The organism is Candidatus Brocadia sinica JPN1 (assembly GCF_000949635.1).
In the GTDB taxonomy this organism is placed as follows: Bacteria; Planctomycetota; Brocadiia; order Brocadiales; family Brocadiaceae; genus Brocadia; species Brocadia sinica.
This window is the reverse complement of the sequence record NZ_BAFN01000001.1, coordinates 3,843,361-3,859,216: the sequence shown is the minus strand read 5'-3', so window position 1 is coordinate 3,859,216 and position 15,856 is coordinate 3,843,361. Positions and strand designations below refer to the sequence as shown.

Below are 15,856 nucleotides of genomic sequence, written 5' to 3'. Positions count from 1 at the left end.
AGAACTGATGAAATTTTCTGGCATATATTTTGATCCTGGGATTGTCAAGATACTTGCAGAGGGCGGATGTAACCTTGTAAAATGAATCTGCATCTGAAAGATCTCTCAAACATTGTGGTAATAGGCGGAGGACCAGCAGGCAGTTTCTTTGCACACTTTGCTTTAAGACTTGCAAAAAAATACGGTCTTAAGGTTATTGCAACCATTCTCGATGGAAGAGATTTTATTCAAAGGGGTCCTGTTGGTTGTAACATGTGCGCCGGGGTTTTATCTGAAACCCTTATAGAAAAAATGGAAAGCCAAAGGATTATTCTCCCCAAAACACGTGTTCAGCAGGAAATAAATGGCTACTACTTTCAGACCCGGGAACGCGGCATTCAATTACACCATCCTAAACCAGGACATACGCCCAAAATAATAACAGTCTTTCGAGGGAACGGCCCCCGATTTTCAGAATTAACAACCAATATTAGTTTTGATGATTTTCTCCTGAAGCATGTGGCATCTGAAGGAGTAAAAGTCATTCCGGCAGTTGTAGAAGAAATAGAATTGCCGGAACACCCACAGGATCTGGTAAACATCGTTTACAAGGAAGCTGGTGTAAGAAAAAAGATGTCTGCCGATCTCATTGTTGGTGCATTTGGACTCAATACAGCCCTGATAAAGCGGATTGTGGGCAAGGAATTCGGCTACCGGGAACCAAAATCGGTACGGACATGCAATGCAGAACTCTACCTGGGGCGTTCCTTTATTCAAGAGCGCTTTCATAATACCATCTCTGTATTTGCCTTGGGGATGAAACCCATCAAATTTGCCGCCTTTACCCCAAAGGGAGACTACATTACTGTTTCTCTCATCGGAAGAGAAGACATAACAAAGGCCCATTTGATAGAATTCATGAACCATCCAAAGGTACGTGCGCTTCTGCCTGCAGGATGGACACTACCCAAAGATCTCTGTATCTGCTTTCCTAAAATACCGATTACCCACGCAGACCATCCCTATGCGAACAGGTTGGTAATCATCGGGGATGCTAGCATTTCCCGCACCTACAAAAATGGCATTGAATCTGCTTTTGATACTGCACAATTAGCTGCGCATACAATCTTCGAAAGAGGTATTTCTGAAGAAGATTTTAAGAAGGGGTATTACAAACCTGCTTTAAAACTTCTGGCGCAAGATAACTTTTTCGGAAATCTTATATTCAGCATTCATGATTATACCACGTCCCAAAAGCATTTGGTAAATGCACAAATTGATCATCTGGTTAAACGTCAGAATGCCTGGGAATCTATCCAGATTAACAGTATCTTATGGAATATGGTTACCGGCAATGCCAGCTATAAGGAGATTTTTTTCAAGATTATTGATGTACGTCTGCATTTTGCTATGTTCCCCTATATACTTTCTGCGGCTGTAAAGCAATGCCATGATTATTGTAAGAACCGGACACGCATGGAACATGAGAAAAAATTAAAATTATTAAGAAATCTTGGGCTGGGTCCCTTGCATGACGGACAAAGAGTTGCCATAATTGGCGGAGGGCCAGCGGGCGCTAGCTGTGCAATAACCCTTAAGAACCTTGCAAAAAAACGGAACATCAACCTGGACGTTATTATCTTCGAACTGAAAGATTTTGAAGGTGGTATTGAACACAATGAATGTGCGGGAGTTCTTTCTCAACCCATTGAACATATTATTGAGGATAAACTGGAAATCCCTTTTCCCTGGCATCTCGTAAAAAGGGAGGTAGCAGGCTACTATCTCCATACCGATAATCATGTCATCAAGCTTGATGGAGAGGGAGAAATTTCATACGCCCTTCGCAGGATTCAGTTTGATGCCTATCTCCTGCACAAGGCAAAAGAGTCCGGTGCAACCGTTATCAGGAGCAAGGTCACTGACGTAGAAATTGGTAAAGACATGGTTACGGTATATAGCGAGGCAAAACACATACTGGCCGACGTCGTCGTGGGCGCATTTGGCCTTGAAGAAGGCACCCACAGGATATTTGAAAGGGAAACCCCTTACAGGTCACCAAGGTTTTTACTGACCATACTCACCAAATTTCATCCTAAAGGAAAGCATCACAACCTTGAGGATACGGATGGATACATCCATGCCTTTTTGCCTTCGTTAAAAGAAATTGAATTTGGCGCAATTACCCCAAAGGCAGATCACTATACCATCAATATCGCCGGGGCAAAGATTTCCGCCAGGTCTATGGACGAATTCTTACAATTACCCGCTGTTTTAGAAGTGCTCCCCAAAAATTTCAGTGAATCATTGGACAGTCTGGACTACCACCGGGGTTGTTTTCCGATAAAACCGGCCAAACACCTGTATGGAGACAGATATGTCACCATCGGCGATGCGGCCGGCCTCATTCGTCCTTTTAAGGGTAAAGGGGTTAATTCTGCATGCCTGATGGGCATCAAAGCAGCAGAAACTATGATAAATATTGGCATATCCGGAGAGGCATTTCAAACATATGCAGGCAGCTTTAGCGAGGTCATAAAAGACCTTCCCTATGCGCATGCTGTAAGGAGATTTGTTATCTGGGGCGCCTATTATGGTTTTCTGACACCCATTATTCAAATTGCCACAGATCATCCGGCGTGCAAAAAGGCGTTATTCGATAGCGTATCAGGAAAAAAGCCCTATCGAGAGATATTATTCGATACGATCAGTGTAACGGTCGTTCTCAGAATATCCACAGCAATTATTCAGTGGATGGGGAGACGCATGATATCGTTTCACAGCAAATATTTTCTCTCTTAATTGCTTCTCTTCAATGCGAAAAATATTCAAATTAATGGATAAAGAAAAGCACTAACCTCACCACACCTATTATCAAGAGTATAATACCGATAAACTTTGCCAGCTGCTGAACAAAAATCAGCAATATACCTAATCCTATGATAATAAAGGGGCTAGCCCCACCCAGAAAATTCCCTATCCGCTGCGGAATTGATAGTATATCAGGATTTGCTTCCTGCCCGAAAACCACTTTTGCTGTAAAAAATGTTACAAACAATAAAGTAATAAAAAGACGCATCTTCATAGATCGTAGCACAGCTTAGCCACAGCCCCTCCCTTGTTTCCCTCCTTTGCTAAGGAGGTGTTTTAAAAAATTGCCAAAATAGATAGTTTACACAATATACCACAGCAACCTTCTGCCATAGATTTTATTCCAGATTGGAATGCCTTTTATGCATTTCGTTCTCAGAACTATTCAATCTTTTTACCAGCGAAAGAATAACCCCATCCAAGTACACCAGGCACGCCTGTTCAAAGAGCGTGCTGCGAAATTGAATCGACCCATCATTTTTATAATTGGTACTCACTTCCTGTACGGGCAATTCAATAACGATGTCTGCCTGTCCGGCGAGCGGGGAGTTCTTGTGGGAAGTTACTGCAGCTACTGTCGCATTTGCCTTTCTTGCCAATCCGGCAATATAACGGGTAATGTGTGTGCTGCCAGAACTGCTGCAGGCTATCAACAAATCTCCCCTATCGATATTCGGGGTTGTAGCATCACCAACACAGTAAGCATTTAAACCGATATGCGTAAGCCTCATAGCGAAGGTACGAGATACCAATCCCGATCGTCCCTGACCCGTGACAAACACGTTTTTTGCACTAAGGACGTTTGATACGAACTCTTCGTAGGCTTTCTCCTCAATCTTTTTGAGTACAGAGTGGATTTCATCTAAAATAATCTGGGTAATTGCCTTAATCCCTATAGAGCTGCTTCCGATCTTCAATTCATTTTCCCTAAAATACTTGCCAGAATATTACAATCAAGTTATAACCTCCCCCTCATCCCTTCCTTCGCAAGGAGGGGATGAGGGAGAGGTCTTCCACCGATTATTTAAGTAAATACATAAATTTAGTTATCACGCGGAGAAGGACGGTAGCCACACGTCGCATCTCCCTTGGAAATCACGGTAAAATCAATAAAATTTTATCATGTTGTATCCCGTATTTCAAGTAATCATCTCCTCCGACTGCCAACACTTCCGTATATTTATTTTTGTTGCTCTCTCTATTGAGCTGTGTTAAAATTCCTTCCGTTTGAGTATCATAAGCAAATAAAAATTTATTCTTGTATTCCATCATAAAAAGGAGTCTTTGCATGGGAGACCTTCTCGGTAAACTCATTAGCCTTTACGAAATTGCATTGCTCATTAGAATCGTACTCTCATGGGTACCCCACAACCCTTATAACCAGGCAATACAATTCCTCTATAAAATCACTGATCCCGTTTTGAATCCTGTACGCAAGTTCATTCCACCCCTGAGAGGTATAGATTTTTCCCCCGTGATTGTATTTATTGGTTTAGGTATTGTCAAACGGATTGTAGGGGGAATATTTTGATTTACAGCATGTCAAAAGAAGCAAATGGTAAATATATCTATGGCACACAGTAGCCATAACACGATCCCTCCCCCAGCCTCTCTCCCTTCACACGCAGGAGTGAAAAAGCTTATCATCATGGATGTTGATGGCGTCCTGTTTAAAGGACAATTCATTTTACATTTAGCACGCTCCCTTGGAATATTGGTATACGTACGAACGGCAATATTGTGCCTTTTTTTTAATATGGACAAAATATCTATCCGCAAGTTGATCAGCCGGGTATACACACGTTTTAAAGGCGTTACACTGGAACAAGCTCGAATGATTTATAAAAATATTCCCATAATAAAATATGCGAAGGAAACGATTGAGGCACTTCATAACCATGGTTATCTGGTGGTTCTCATAAGCAGTGGTGTGCCGGATCTATTTGTGAAAGACCTTGCGGCCAAACTATTGGCAGATAGCGGACACGGCCTGGAGACCGATACAAACAATAATCAATTAACGGGTAAAGTGTTTGGGAGACTTTCTGAACCCGATGGGAAGGGAGATCTCATCGAAGAGATACTGAGCAAAAACAATCTTACATGGCAGGATACTGTTGTCCTTGTGGATGATCGCAACAATCTTGATATCATGCAGAAAGCAGGTATTACTATCGGTGTCAACGCACATTATGCCGTACGACAGCGGGCGCAGTACTTAATTGACAGCGGAAATCTGTCAGAGGTACTTGATATTATGGATATCGAGGATGCCAATACTTACAAGACCCTGTTTGCGGGTATGAGGAAGCAGCTTACCCATTCGTGGTATCAGGAAATCAGGAGAAAACTCTTGCATATCCTCATTGCATTTGTACCCCTGTTTTCAGGCTTCATTTACCACACAACACTTTTAGTACTTTTTTCCGTATTGGTTGTTTATATGATTTCTGAGTGCCTGAGAGTAAATGGATATTCATTTCCTTTGCTCGGTGGTATAACAAGATCAAGTATTCGTAAATTAGAGGAACGGGGTTTTGCGTTTGGGCCAGTAACCTTGGTTCTGGGCGCCATTCTGTCCCTCCTATTTTTTCCTGCGGTCATAGCAAATATCGTTATTTGGATTGTTGCCTTTGCCGATACAGCTGCTACAATTATAGGCAGGAGTCTCGGCAATCATCGAATTCCTTATAACATGAAAAAAAGCATCGAAGGCTCTTTGGCCGCCTTGCTGGTGGCCTTTCTTTGCGGATCCATTTATTTACCTCTTTTCCCGGCTTTACTTGCCGGATTCTTTTCCAGTATAATTGAGTCATTACCACTGAGGTCGCTGGATAATTTACTCATGCCCGTTGGCACGGGAATTTTATTGGTATGCCTTGGGTACTCATAAAACATTTGCGATAATAAAACTGAAACTCAAGAAATAATGCAAATAAACAACTTTTCATACAAAAAACCAGAACTGATTGCGCCAGCCGGAGACCTTGAAAAACTCAGGACGGTGATTGAATATGGCGCTGATGCTGTCTATGTGGGTGGAGAAGGTTTTAACCTGCGCATGGGAGCTCCCGGTCTGACGTTACCGGAAATTACAGAAGCAACAACCTGGCTCCACGGGCAAAGGAAAAAAATTTATATTGCCCTGAACATCTTTGCCCGCAACTATCATGTTTCTGGCATACGTCCTTATTTAAAAAAGCTAGCTGAAATTCCAGTAGATGCAGTAATCGTTTCAGACCCGGGTATTTTCCTGCTGGTAAGAGAAATTGCACCACATATTCCCATACACCTCAGTACACAGGCTAACACCACCAATTTAAAATCTGTTGAGTTCTGGCATCAACAGGGTGTAAAACGGGTAATCCTTGCCAGGGAACTGACCCTGGGGGAAATTAAAGAAATCACCGGCAATTCTTGTACAGAAACTGAAGTTTTTGTGCATGGCGCCATGTGTATGTCATATTCCGGACGCTGTCTCCTGAGTAGCTTTATGGCAAACCGGCATGCAAATCTGGGAGACTGCTCCCATTCGTGTCGATGGCAATATGTCCTGAAAGAGGAAAAACGACCAAACGAAACATATCCAATTGTGGAAGATGAAAGCGGTACTTTTATCCTGAGTTCCAAGGACCTTTGCATGATTCAACACATACCCGAACTGGTACATGCAGGCGTTGCTGCGTGGAAAATCGAAGGACGTATGAAAAGTCAGTATTATGTCGCAGCGGTGACAAGGGTATACCGGGAGGCGCTGGATCGCTATTTTGCCGATCCTCATGGATATGTGTATGATCCAAAATGGTTGTCTGAGCTTGAAAAGGTAAGCCACAGGGAATATGGAACAGGATTCTTTTTCGGAAATCAAGGCTATAAGAGTCAGACAACGCATCCTGGAAATTCCTATATCAAAGAGTATGATTATCTTGGCATGATTAACAATGTCCTCTCCGATGACGTTGCTGAGGTACTGGTAAAAAACAGGATTTTGGGTAACACTTCCATAGAAGTAATGGGAAGACGTTTGAGTGAGGATTTTACCCAGGTACTGTTGGACATCAAAAACGAATACCATGAGTCTATTGAAACTGCCCACGTGGGGCAAAAGGTACTGATAAAGATGTCACGCCCTGTCCATAAATATTTCATGCTCAGGAAATGTGGATGAAAAGGACGGTAAAGAACGTTGCGAAGAATACGGGTGGTATTTGCCTTATACTTATGGGTTGCATGATGATTTTTACACCAGGCCCTGGGCTATTCACAATCCTGGCAGGATTGTATATCACGAATTTTCCCGGGAAGCCTCTTCTTGTTTCAAAGCTGAGGAAGACAAAATTTTACCATCGATATGTGGTTAAGATTGAATCAAAAATAAAAACAAAATTAAAAAGAAAGAAGATCTAGTAAAGAATGAACATCAAAACACTTATCATAATTGCTCCTATTGTTTTTATAGCAGGATGCGGTTCAACTGATTATTTAAAAAAAATGTCCCCTTTTAAAAAGGATGAAACAACCCTTGAGGCAAAAAAGGGTACACAATCCTCCGGCACGCAGAAAAATGAAGAAATATTTGTATGCGCGGGGGATATTGATGTCACTTATAAAAAATTGGGGGAAGTAAGCCTGGGAGAGTTCGGTTTTTCGGGACACGATATTCTGGCTTCTAAAATAAGAGAAAAGGCCCGTGCTGTTGGCGCACAGGCAGTCATTAATGTCCAGTATGACACGGGGGCTTCGAAATCATGGACAGGATATGGCGAGCTGGGGGGAACTGATTACGGGGTAAGGCACACATCGTGGTGCAAGGGTACGGCAATCGTATTTTTGGAATCCCACAACTCTTTGGGACTTCTGCTAGGTAATCTTACAAAAGAAAACAGGGAGTGGTTTGGATTTAAAAAGGCTCAGACTGGTGTGATTGTCGTTAACGTTATGCCGGGAAGCATTGCAGCAAATGCCGGTATTCAGACAGAAGACCTTATAGCAGAGTGGAATGGTGAAAAAATTGAAAACAAGATACTTCTCAAACAAATGATTGAAAGGACCGCTGGCAGGGAGGTGAAACTCAGCCTGCTTCGTGCCGGGGAAATTAAAATGGTAACCCTATCCGCACCTGCCGCCGGGCAGAGACTGGTTGTGCCGTCTGAACCACCCCCCCCTGTAAAACAAAAGTCGTCTGCAAATGAAAAAACAGAATCTTCCCCATATAAACTTAGCGCAAACACCCCTGAGGTTCACAACGAAATAGGCGATCTCTACCTGAGAAAGGGAATGTATGATGAGGCAATCGAAGAATATAAAAAGGCCATTGAAGCTGACCCAAATTGTGCCATTGCCCATTTCAACCTTAGCATTGTATATGATAAAAAAGGTATGAAAGAAAAAGCCGATGAGGAGTACGCAACATATAAAAGATTAAAACCAAATCGAAAGTAGATGTTATTTGATCATGAACTAACACACCTAATTACAAACAAATATGAAATGAGATTCGTTGCATTTGTCTTATTAATTTTTAGTTTATTTATACTACGGTCGCTGCCTGCCGCAGAACTGCTTAAAAACGGTGACTTCGAATCTGGAGATATTACGGGCTGGAAGTATTGGGAAACCTTTCCGTGGGATGGAGATGGATCTCCTGTAGAATCACCCACCCATGTAACCATCGTTATTCCCGGCACGATTGGGAATCCTATACCACCCACGACAAGCGGCTTCTTCGCTTTGACACAACAGGTTGGCTCCAACGGGACTGCAAGGGGTGGCCTCTATCAGGAAGTTAAGGTAATAGTAAATACCCCCTATATTTTAACTGGTCATCTTGCATTTTATGGCGATGATATCGGAGATTTTACTATCGTAGGAATTTTAGACGGTACGTGGAATCCGGCACTTGCTTTCACCACGATAAATAAAAATTATATCGGTGGTAATACTACTTCATCATGGATGGAATTTTCCCTCATGATCATACCCTCAAAAGACGTAATCACCGTCTTTACAGAAACCAGACAAGACTGGATGCACGGGCATGTTGCAGGATGGTATGACAATCTGAGCCTACGTCCAGTCCCGGAACCAACAAAACTTTTTCCATCACAAAACCCAAAAGATAATTCCGCACGAGAAGAAAAGCAAAAACAAGCCGCCAAATAATAAAGAAATAGATACGTTTCTTTTTGCTCAAGATCACATTTGATGATCGTTAGATAGTAACTTAAGGCCTTTGCCCTACGACACAGTATGAGCTATCCTATTAGTGATCTATTCTGTCTTCTTTTTTTACGTGCCGCTCCCTTTAATCTATAGTCTGTTGAAAAAAGAAAAATTTATAGTACAATTAAAACAAAAATATCTTTTTCACCTTGAATAAATTTCATTGATTTTATATCTGTTCTTTTTGTTTGTCGATGGTTAAAATTTCAAGTGAGGAAACGTTGTATAGCAAAAACAATTTATCAAAAACCTTTTCTTTGTCTGCGTCAGGCATCTATCTTGCTATCTAAATTTACGAGTAACAGGAATAATGGAATAATTCAAGTATAAAAGTTGTTGTAAGTTAGCATAACTTTATAAGTTGAGCAATACTCAACTTATGCTTTTTACGCACGGTTTTAACAAAGTAATGTTACTACTTTAGAAAGCTTGTCCAAAACACAAGACAATAGCTCTTTCTTAGCTAAATTTGTTAAAGGCTGTATCCCGAATTAAAAAAAGTTACAGTTTAAGAGCATGCCTATAAATAATACAAATCATCTTTTTGCATGCACATCCGTTGTTGTCTTTGGTATGCTTCTTACTGCATATCCTTTGCAGGTTGCGATCATCGACAATCGGTTGCTCACAGAATGTGCCCGGTAATGAAAACACATGGCAGGAACTTACTTTGATACACCGAAGCTATAAGCCTTTGGAGGTGACGGTCATGAATGAAAGACCAAGACCATTTGTTCGAATGTTAATCGCAGGCTTCTTTTTTCTTGCCGCAGTTACCCTCAACATTTTATTGCCGCGTTATTGGCACAGTATACCTGAAATCGTTAAGCATTTACTTCTCATCTTCAGCGCAATAATGTGTGTTCATATCCTGGAGTATGCATACCTGTGGTGGGAAATTTTTGGACATATAAGAAGCATCTTAAAAGAAACACTTCAAGCCACCCATCAGCTCATTGATAATAACCGCAGTTCTTTGGAAAAATTTTTACAAACCTCCAACCGGCTCATTTGTGCGGCAGCAACCTGCGGGCTAACAAATATCTATTATTCCCGTAAAGATGTGAAGGGTGATATCTATGATGCTATAGAAAACGCTGAAAACCGGGTATGGCTTCTCGGTGTCACGTTCTCAGAGAATGTTCATCTCGACGAATTGCTTTCTACGCTTAACAAAAAGATTGCGAGCGGGCTTGATGTTAAAATACTTCTGCTTGACGTATTTCGGGATACAGCGGTCTTTAGAACATTGCTCGAAAGCGCTCCCCATGAGGTTGAAAAGATTCTGAATATCGATAGATCAAGGATACAGCCAACAGACCCCTTCTTCCATCAGCGATTGTACAGTGACTTTACCCATACCTTTGACAGGCTTCGAAACTATTCAAATGTCACACCTGTGGTCAGATTTTATGCGCATAATCCAGCCTGCTGGATGATGATTGTAGATAACATAGCCCATTTTCAACCATATACATTTGGGCGAGGCGCAAGCCAGCATTCATTGAATCTGAGTGTTGGCGCCAACATGCCGGTATTCAAATTTCAGATGCAGACGACCGGGAAACCTTTTGAGATACTCGAAGACCATTTCCGGAAATTGTGGCTGACATCCAACGTGGATATGTTTCACATCGAGGCTAGAATAGCAGACCGTAATCGGCTCATTAACGATATATTCAGTTCTCATCTTTCGTGGTTTCAACATGTGTACGAGACACTTCATGCGTCAAGGGAGACTGTACACTATACAATTGACCGAAAATTTCCTCGTCAACCTTGGGAATGGAAGCAGCCGTCGCTGAACGTTTATCTGGAGAACTGTAAAACTACTGCAGATGCAACCATAAATGATTATTCCCGCGAAGGCATCTCTTTAAAAATAGAAGGTACTTTTCCACTGAGCGAAGGACAAATCGTCATTTTACAAGGCACACCTCCACCGGAACCGTTGGCGGCCAATTTCATACTAGATCATTTCCTGAAGATAAAAAAATTTGTAGTCAAGCGAATAGGAGATGGACATCAACCGATCATTGGATTGCAGGCAATTTCTGAAAACGAGAAATATCATGAACAGAATCAAATTGACAGTGTATTAACCGTTTCTTCCGGCTAACGCAGCACGATTACCTGGAGTAAGTGTTCCATATGGAAAGCATTCAAATAAACATCAATCACATCTGGCTTATGGCAGCGGCATGCATGGTATTCTTCATGCAGCTCGGCTTTACCTCCTATGAAGCAGGCTTTGCGCAATCCAAGAATGCCATTAGCGTTTCTATCAGAAACCTGATGGTTACCGTCATAGCTTCTCTGATGTTTTATACCGTTGGATTTGGATTGATGTTTGGCAAAAGCTATGGGGGCTGGATTGGATCAGATCATTTCTTTGCGAGGGGAGTAATGGCACATCAGGGTAATCTGGCCTTCAGCTTTTTCTTTTTCCAACTGGTCTTTGCCGCTACTGCCTCTACCATATTAACTGGCGCCATAGCAGAGCGTTCGAATTTTATTTCTAATGTCGTAGGCGTCGTATTTGTGACGGGCATTATCTATCCGGTTTTCGGCCATTGGACATGGGGGAATCTCTTTTGTCCCGGACAGTCCGGCTGGCTGGGGAAATTGGGGTTTATTGATTTTGCAGGCTCTACCGTGGTACATTCGATTGGGGGATGGTTTGCCCTGGCAGGGGCTGTGGCTGTGGGTCCAAGAATTGGCAAGTATAACCCGGATGGTTCTTCAAACCGAATGGGACTGCATAACATCCCCCTGGCTACACTGGGCACTTTTTTCCTTTGGTTTGGTTGGTTTGGCTTTAATGGCGGGAGCCTTCTGAGGGCTAGCGCTGATATTGGCCTTGTCATTACCAATACGAACCTGGCCCCGGCTGCCTCCGGAGTTTCAGCGCTAATACTGAATTACTCGGTGGAAAGGAAGCTGAACGCCGGAAAACTCTTTACAGCCATACTGGCTGGTCTGGTGGCTATAACGGCAGGATCAAACAGAGTAGGGCCGGATGGCGCAATCTATATTGGTTCAATTGCCGGTATCGTGTCAATCCTGGCCCAGGACTTTATAGAAAAGGTATTAAAGGTTGATGACCCTGTCGCAGCCATTGCAGTTCACGGAGTAGGCGGTGTTATTGGCACCCTCTGCGTTGCGGTCTTTGCTGAAAAATCAACTCTCCTGGCAGTAGACGGCAACCGATTGCACCAGCTCGGTATCCAGGCGGTGGGAGCAGGCGTAGCCTTTCTATGGTCATTTGGACTGGGAATGCTCTTTTTCTGGTGCCTTAAGAAGATCGCAGGTATTCGCGTAAGTCCGGAGGAAGAAAAGAGAGGACTTAATGTTGCCGAATATGAAGACGTGGCTTCATGGCTTGATTTTATGCGTATTACAAGACTTCAAGACCTGAACGTCCTCCTGGAAAAAAGGGTTGAGGAAAGAACAGAGGAGCTTCAGAAGGCAAATATTGCACTCGAAAAGGCCAATAGACTGAAATCAGAGTTTTTGGCGACAATGTCTCACGAACTTCGCACCCCCCTGAATGCCATCATTGGTTTTGCAGAGGTTTTGAGAGACGAAATAACCGGCGCCCTCAATACCGAGCAAAAAGAATACGTAGGTGATATCCATAGCAGCGGACAGCACCTGCTCAGCATGATTAACAGTATCCTTGATCTTTCAAAGATTGAGGCCGGGAAGTTTGAACTCCAGTACGAAGAGTTTTCTGTAGAAAATGCCATCAATGAGGTATTGAACACGATCATGGGATCTTCTCATAAGAAAGGCATTAGCATACGCACCCACGTCCATGAGGACATACCTTCTCTGATGGCGGATAAAGTAAAATTTAAACAGATCATGTTTAATCTGTTATCCAATGCCGTCAAGTTTACTCCTGAGAACGGCAGAATAACAATCAATGCAAGGCTTTCAAACCAGCATGTCCAGATTGCCGTAAGTGACACGGGCATTGGCATTAAATCCGATGATATGAACAAATTATTTGAGGCGTTTCGTCAAGTAGATGGATCATATGCACGCCGATACGAAGGAACAGGCCTTGGTTTGATACTTACTAAACGCCTGGTCGAATTACACGGGGGAAAGATCTGGGCAAAGAGTGAGTATGGAAAAGGGAGTACCTTCACCTTTACGTTGCCCTTAAAACCACAAAAAAAATCTTTCATAAGTATTGAATATGGTTAGCCTTTCTTTTGCCCCATATTTTTCATAATAAAAATATTTTTGTAGGGATGCAAGCATTTTCATAACCCCGGGCAGGGACTGGAACTTGAGCAGGAAGGGTAACACGGTAACACGGTAGCCAAAAGGAAAATTTGGATAAAAAGCCAAATCTCTTCGAAGAAGTCAAAATTAGCCCTGAATTTCTTTACCATCCCTGCCTGATTATCCATCAGCAACCTTTACCAATTTCTCTTGAATAAGCTCATGAATGAGATTAAGAACGCTTTCTCTGGCTTTTTCAGATGAAACATCAAATTAGACTCCAGATCAATCTTTTTCATCTGCTTAAAACCCGTGCCCTCAAGCCATGCCCTATATTCCTGCTCACTGTATGATGCGCCTTCCTCTGTGTCAATAAGCATATTGAGGTTAAAGAGGGCTGCAAACTGGGGATGCGTTTTGGTCTCATCCAGTACAAAATCATGGATTATAATTGACCTTCATTTTTTAAAGCGTCCCAGCATTTCTTGGGTATTTTTTTGTTGTTTTCAGGGCTAAAACTATGTAAGAAATTTGAGACGAGAATGGCATCGTAGGTATTTTTCCAAAATTTTTTTCATCTTTTCTCCTTTTTAAAATCTTGACCCAAAAACCGTTACAAAACGCATTTTCAGCACACATTTTTTCTGTGTTTGAAATTCCTTAACATTAAACTTTCCCTGAAAAGCGGCAAAACGAACGCTAGAATGTTGGCAACAGGAGAGAATTGGTATGAATTATTTCGTAATGCATTTAATTTCAACGACTTATGAATTTACAACGGTAGGTAATGAGAGAAGGTGTTTTATCCAAAAGATATTAGGAAAAGTGTGCCACGGCACACAAATGTAACGTCACATAAGCGTGTCATGACACATTATATGATGTAAGAAACAAATTGTCGGGTAATAATAAAAAACTACAAGAAAACGCAAAAAGCCATCAAGAAGCCCCATATTTTTCATAATAGACGATCTTTTTCAGATCAAATCTTGGTCTTTGGGGTGGGTCTTCCGCAGGATAGCCTATGGGAAGGAGCGCAATGATCTCTACGTTTTTGGGAATTTCGAGTATTTCTTTAACCTTATTATCATCAAACCACCTTACCCAACATGTTCCTAAGCCTAACTCTACAGCCTGGAGTACCATATGTTCAATGGCGACATCCGTATTCCCCGTGGCGGCAATGAGCAGATGCCATTTCATATCGGCGCTCATTGCACCCTTTTTTAATGCTGGGACAAAGACCTCACGGGTCTTCACCGGCAACGCCCCGGCAGCAATGAGTTCGTCAATTCGCTCCGGAAATTCACCAAAAGCCTTGATATCCGCACAGCAGGCAATGATTGCAGGGGCTTGCCCAACGTGACGTTGGTTATATGACGCCGCCTGTAATTTTTGTCTTGTTTCTGAATCTTTTACTACAATAAATCTCCACGGCTGTGTGTTGGACCCTGATGGGGCAAGCCGCGCACTTTCCAAAAGCTGCAATAGTAACTCATCAGATACGGGCTCTGGCTTGAATCTTCTAATACTGCGCCTTTTCCTAATAGCATCTCTAACGTCCATGATCCTTAACTATTCGGCCTCATAAAAATCAAAGAGATAAAAATATAGTTATAAAGTTTTCAGCCTTTTTGCAACTCATTGGCTTTATGGCTACTTTTGGAAATAAAATTTGACAGATTATTTCACAAGGTTTTCTGAATTGCAAGAATTTTATCGTGACAATCACATTAAAACAAGTTGCCAGAAATGAAACGGCTTTTAGTCTATCTGTTTCTGTCCCATCCGTATGGCAGAGCGTCAAAAGCCTTATCCGGACTTTCCACCAGGAAGTTAGACAGGGCAACCAATCAGTGCCCAATTTGTGCTTGACAATTACCGGTAAACAAGTTATCTAAGAAAAATATATTTATTTTCTATTCAATTTCCGTGAGAACCTTGCAAATATTATTTGCAACGGCTTGATCACAAAGAAGATGATTCAGGTTGTATTTGGAATAAATTATGATGAAAATTGACATTAACAAATCAGTTTTGGAACTTGTTGAAGGCGATATTACCAGGCAAGATACGGATGCTATTGTTAATGCCGCAAACACGAGTCTTTTGGGTGGTGGCGGGGTGGATGGCGCAATCCACAGTGCGGGTGGCCCTAAAATATTGGAGGAATGCAGAAAATTGGGAGGGTGTCCGACTGGTGAAGCACGCATTACTACAGGAGGAAATCTGAAGGCGAGGTATGTAATCCATACCGTCGGACCCGTTTACCACGATGGCAAACAGCATGAGGCGGAATTACTGGCAAATGCGTATAAAAATAGTCTAATCCTTGCCTCTCACCATAAACTCAGGAGCGTGGCATTTCCTTCCCTTAGTACCGGAGCTTATGGTTACCCGATGAATGAAGCGGCAATAATAGCGTTGAAAACTGTAGTAGACTATGTAAAAATTCATCCTGAAATCCATCTGGTGCGCTTTGTCCTGTTTGGTTCAAAGGCATATCAAACTTACGAAAAAGCCTTACAAGAACTCATAAAATAGAGCA

General features: G+C 42.2%; 14 protein-coding genes. 10 read left to right on the top strand and 4 right to left on the bottom strand.

Going from position 1 to position 15,856, the window contains the following annotated elements:
• Positions 1-81: 81 nt before the first annotated feature.
• The gene (locus BROSI_RS17730; RefSeq protein WP_052565241.1) at positions 82-2,781 is read left to right on the top strand and encodes an NAD(P)/FAD-dependent oxidoreductase; all 2,700 of its coding nucleotides are present in this window, start codon (positions 82-84) and stop codon (positions 2,779-2,781) included.
• A 31-nt stretch (positions 2,782-2,812) separates the two neighbouring features.
• Here the strand turns inward: BROSI_RS17730 and BROSI_RS17725 are convergent, their stop codons facing one another.
• From BROSI_RS17725 to BROSI_RS17715, 3 genes are all read right to left on the bottom strand, one after another.
• Entirely contained in the window at positions 2,813-3,064 is a 252-nt protein-coding gene (locus BROSI_RS17725) for a hypothetical protein (RefSeq protein WP_052565239.1), read from the bottom strand.
• Between the two features lie 124 nt (positions 3,065-3,188).
• A complete protein-coding gene (hxlB, locus tag BROSI_RS17720) occupies positions 3,189-3,767 on the bottom strand; it encodes a 6-phospho-3-hexuloisomerase (RefSeq protein ID WP_052565237.1) in 579 nt (192 codons plus the stop codon).
• Between the two features lie 178 nt (positions 3,768-3,945).
• Complete coding sequence (locus tag BROSI_RS17715) at positions 3,946-4,140, bottom strand: hypothetical protein (RefSeq protein ID WP_052565235.1); 195 nt, start codon at positions 4,138-4,140, stop codon at positions 3,946-3,948.
• On the opposite strand from BROSI_RS17715, the gene BROSI_RS17710 reads away from it, so the two are divergent.
• The 8 genes from BROSI_RS17710 (at position 4,139) to amt (ending at position 13,287) form a co-directional block, all read left to right on the top strand.
• Complete coding sequence (locus BROSI_RS17710; RefSeq protein ID WP_052565233.1) at positions 4,139-4,381, top strand: YggT family protein; 243 nt, start codon at positions 4,139-4,141, stop codon at positions 4,379-4,381. The genes BROSI_RS17715 and BROSI_RS17710 overlap by 2 nt on opposite strands.
• 24 nt (positions 4,382-4,405) lie before the next feature.
• Positions 4,406-5,743, top strand: coding sequence for a haloacid dehalogenase-like hydrolase (locus tag BROSI_RS17705; protein WP_082059309.1), 1,338 nt, complete (start codon positions 4,406-4,408; stop codon positions 5,741-5,743).
• A gap of 36 nt (positions 5,744-5,779) precedes the next feature.
• Positions 5,780-7,018 carry a peptidase U32 family protein gene (locus tag BROSI_RS17700; RefSeq protein WP_052565229.1) on the top strand — a complete coding sequence of 413 codons (1,239 nt, stop codon included), beginning with the start codon at positions 5,780-5,782 and terminating at the stop codon, positions 7,016-7,018.
• Positions 7,015-7,257 carry a PGPGW domain-containing protein gene (locus BROSI_RS17695; RefSeq protein ID WP_052565227.1) on the top strand — a complete coding sequence of 81 codons (243 nt, stop codon included), beginning with the start codon at positions 7,015-7,017 and terminating at the stop codon, positions 7,255-7,257. The genes BROSI_RS17700 and BROSI_RS17695 overlap by 4 nt, the downstream gene beginning before the upstream one ends.
• Positions 7,258-7,263: 6 nt before the next feature.
• Positions 7,264-8,292, top strand: a complete 1,029-nt coding sequence (locus BROSI_RS17690) for a tetratricopeptide repeat protein (protein WP_052565225.1) — start codon at positions 7,264-7,266, stop codon at positions 8,290-8,292.
• A gap of 48 nt (positions 8,293-8,340) precedes the next feature.
• Positions 8,341-9,012, top strand: a complete 672-nt coding sequence (locus BROSI_RS17685; protein ID WP_157842616.1) for a hypothetical protein — start codon at positions 8,341-8,343, stop codon at positions 9,010-9,012.
• A 769-nt stretch (positions 9,013-9,781) separates the two neighbouring features.
• Positions 9,782-11,191 carry a hypothetical protein gene (locus BROSI_RS17680; RefSeq protein WP_052565221.1) on the top strand — a complete coding sequence of 470 codons (1,410 nt, stop codon included), beginning with the start codon at positions 9,782-9,784 and terminating at the stop codon, positions 11,189-11,191.
• 32 nt (positions 11,192-11,223) lie between these two features.
• A complete protein-coding gene (gene amt, locus BROSI_RS17675) occupies positions 11,224-13,287 on the top strand; it encodes an ammonium transporter (protein WP_052565218.1) in 2,064 nt (687 codons plus the stop codon).
• A 960-nt stretch (positions 13,288-14,247) separates the two neighbouring features.
• Here the strand turns inward: amt and BROSI_RS17665 are convergent.
• Positions 14,248-14,874 carry a nitroreductase family protein gene (locus BROSI_RS17665; RefSeq protein WP_052565214.1) on the bottom strand — a complete coding sequence of 209 codons (627 nt, stop codon included), beginning with the start codon at positions 14,872-14,874 and terminating at the stop codon, positions 14,248-14,250.
• 441 nt (positions 14,875-15,315) lie between these two features.
• On the opposite strand from BROSI_RS17665, the gene BROSI_RS17660 reads away from it, so the two are divergent.
• A complete protein-coding gene (locus BROSI_RS17660) occupies positions 15,316-15,852 on the top strand; it encodes an O-acetyl-ADP-ribose deacetylase (RefSeq protein WP_052565212.1) in 537 nt (178 codons plus the stop codon).
• Positions 15,853-15,856: the final 4 nt, after the last annotated feature.